The organism is Methanobrevibacter sp. (assembly GCF_045116495.1).
In the GTDB taxonomy this organism is placed as follows: domain Archaea; phylum Methanobacteriota; class Methanobacteria; order Methanobacteriales; family Methanobacteriaceae; genus Methanocatella.
In genome coordinates this window covers 1-2,895 of sequence record NZ_JBGULU010000016.1, presented here as the reverse complement: position 1 = coordinate 2,895, position 2,895 = coordinate 1, and the positions used below count along the sequence as shown (strand labels likewise).

The window sequence follows — 2,895 nt, the reverse complement described above, 5'->3', positions numbered from 1 at the left end:
ATTGTTGTTACTAACACTGGTGACTGTAATTTAACTGATGTTAAAGTTACTGAGATTTTCAACCCAGATGAATTGAGATATGAAAGTATTGTTGATTCTACTGGTAGATGGTCTAAATCTGGTGACTTTGTTTTCGATTATGATGGTAATTTGACTGTTGGTGAGAGTGCTAATTTCACTGTTGTATTTACTGCTTTAGTGAATGGTACTTTATTAAACCAAGTTAACGTATCATCTAATGGAACCAATAAAACAGGAAACAACACTACTACAGTTTACAAACCTAACATGTCTGTTGAAAAAATCTCATTGAATAAAACTGTTCTCCGTGGTAACAACACTGAATTTATTATTGTTGTTACTAACACTGGTGACTGTAATTTGACTAATATTAAAGTTACTGAAATCTATGATGATAACGAGTTAAGATATATTAAACATACTAATGAAGAATTCTGGACTAAATCCGGCAATGTTTTCGATTATAATGGTGTATTGACACCTAACGAAAGTGTCAACTTCACTATCACATTTAAGACCTTAGTGAATGGTACCTTAATCAATAAAGTCAATGCATCCTCTAATCAAACGGAAAACAAAACTGGTAATAATACTACTGATGTAAAACCAGTTTGTGATTTAGAAATCTCTAAACTTGTAAATGCTTCTGAAGTATTCGTTAATGATATGGTTGAATGGAATATTATTGTTAAGAATAATGGTCCTAATACAGCTGAAAATGTTATTGTGACTGATTATTTACCTAATAATATTGAGTATACAATTCCTGCAAACTGTACAGTTGATGGAAATAAACTAATTTGGAATATTGGCGACTTAGGCCCTAACAAGTCAGTATCCCTTATTTTAGTTACCAAGCTTCTGGCTGAGGGTCAATTCGATAATATCGTATCTGTTAACACTCCTACCAATGAATCTGATTATACAAATAATAATGCAAGTAACTCTTCTGTTGCAGACCCAATTTGTGATCTAATCATTAATAAAACAGTTAATGCTTCATCTATCGACGTTGGAGATAGCGTTGAGTGGACTATTAGCGTTATTAATGTGGGTCCTTCCACTGCACGGGATGTTAAGGTTATTGACACCCTACCTGAAGGGGCTTTAATTTTAAGCGCAAATCCAAGTGCAGGTAGTTTCAATAAGGATACTAGGGTTTGGGAGATTGGCAGCCTGGCTGCAAATAATCTGGTTTCCCTTATTTTAGTTACTCAAATTGTTACTGAAGGTAACATTACAAATGTTGTGGTTGTTAACACAAGTACTTACGAGCCAAATAAAACAAACAATGAAGCAAACAACACTACTGTTGCAAATCCAGTTTGTGATCTTGAAATAACCAAGCTGGTCAATGCTTCTGAAGTATATGAAGGTGATTTGGTTGAATGGACAATTGTTGTAACCAACAAAGGTCCTAGTGTTGCATATGACGTTATTGTAAATGATACTTTGCCTAGCGGACTTAACTTAATTAGTTCAACTCCGTCTGCTGGTACATACAGCAATGGAATTTGGAATATTGGAACTATGGGTAAAGATGCTACTGCATCCCTGGTTTTAATCACTCAAGTTACAAAATTAGGTAACATTGTAAACATTGCATCTGTAAACAGTACCAGTCCTGACAATGACACAAGCAACAATATTGCTAACAATACTACTGATGTAGTTCCAGTTTGCGATTTAGAAATTACTAAACTTGTCAACGCATCCAGTGTAAACATTACTGACTTTGTTGAATGGACAGTTAGAGTTGTAAACAAAGGTCCAAACACTGCAAAAGATGTAAAAGTGACTGAAAAATTGCCTAATGGTCTTGAAGTTATTAAAGTAACTCCATCTGTTGGAAGTTATGCAAATAATGTCTGGACTATTGGAGATTTAGAAAAAGATGCTTCAGTATATTTAGTATTGATTACTCAAGTCGTTAAAGAAGGTAACCTTACAAACGTTGTAATAGTCAACAGTACAACACCTGACAAAAATGAGACTGACAACAAAGCAAATAACACAACTGAAGTCAACCCTGTATGTGATTTGGAAATCATTAAACTTGTAAGTGCTAAGAAAGCATACGTTGGTGAAGTGCTTACCTGGACCATTAAGGTTACTAACCACGGTCCAAGTGCTGCTTCTGATGTTAAAGTTTTAGAAAACATTCCTAATTCTTTAAAATTAATAAAAGCAATTGCTTCAAAAGGCACATACAACGTAAAATCACAAGTATGGACTATTGGAAAACTGGCAAGCGGTTCAAGTGAAACACTACAAATCGTAACTAAAGTGTTAAGCGTAGGAAACATTACTAACCCTGTTGAAGTTACTACTAAAACTCCTGAAAATAATCGCACTAACAATAAAGCAAACAATACAACTGAAGGTATTGCAATAGTTGATTTAGCTGTAATCAAAAATGCTGATAAGGAAATTTACCATATTGGCGATAAAATCCAATGGATTATAACTGTGGTTAATTATGGCCCATGTGATGCTCATGATGTTGAAGCATATGATGTATTGCCTGATAGCGTAAAATTCATAGGCTACAAAGCATCCAAAGGATCATATGATGTATCTACTGGAATATGGGAAATTGGTAATTTAACCAAAGATGAAGTTGCCACTTTATATATTGAGTGTGTAGCTCTCATTGAAGGCAAAATTACTAATGAAGTTAACGTTACATGCAATGAAACCGACAGTAACTTATCAAATAACTATGATAACTGTACTGTTAAGGTCATTAAAAACGAAACTGAACCTCCAGTACCTATCGTGCCATCAGAAAAACCTCCAGTTACTATGTATGAAACTGGTAATCCGTTTGCATATCTTTTGATTGCCTTTATTATTATTTTCGGTAGTTATAGG

General features: G+C 34.2%; 1 pseudogene. It reads left to right on the top strand.

Annotation, left to right across the window (positions count from 1 at the left end):
* Positions 1-2,895 (top strand): annotated as a pseudogene (locus tag ACJMLH_RS00650) (hypothetical protein); the annotation flags it as partial.